Origin of the sequence: Streptomyces flavochromogenes, from assembly GCF_000717595.1 — a bacterium.
In the GTDB taxonomy this organism is placed as follows: domain Bacteria; phylum Actinomycetota; class Actinomycetes; order Streptomycetales; family Streptomycetaceae; genus Streptomyces; species Streptomyces flavochromogenes.
Genome location: NZ_JNZO01000158.1, coordinates 1 through 211 on the forward strand (window position 1 = coordinate 1; position 211 = coordinate 211).

The 211-nt window shown below is 68.7% G+C and carries 1 protein-coding gene; it reads right to left on the reverse strand.

Annotated elements, in window-relative coordinates:
- A partial coding sequence (locus IF00_RS42430; RefSeq protein ID WP_037640731.1) for a hypothetical protein occupies window positions 1-211 on the reverse strand: 211 nt, incomplete at both ends.

The following is a 211-nucleotide window of genomic DNA, read 5'->3' on the forward strand; positions in this document are numbered from 1 at the left end:
GTCGAAGAAACCGTCGTCGATCCCGACCCGGGCCACACCCAGGATCTCCGCGAACAGACCGCAGAGAATGTCCTCCTGCGCCGTCCGCGCCTCACGGCGGACCACACCCGAGGCGCTCGGAGCGGGCAGGGCCTTGCGGTCCGTCTTCCCGTTCGGAGTCAACGGCACCGCGTCCAACACGACGACCGCCGACGGAACCATGTACTCCGGC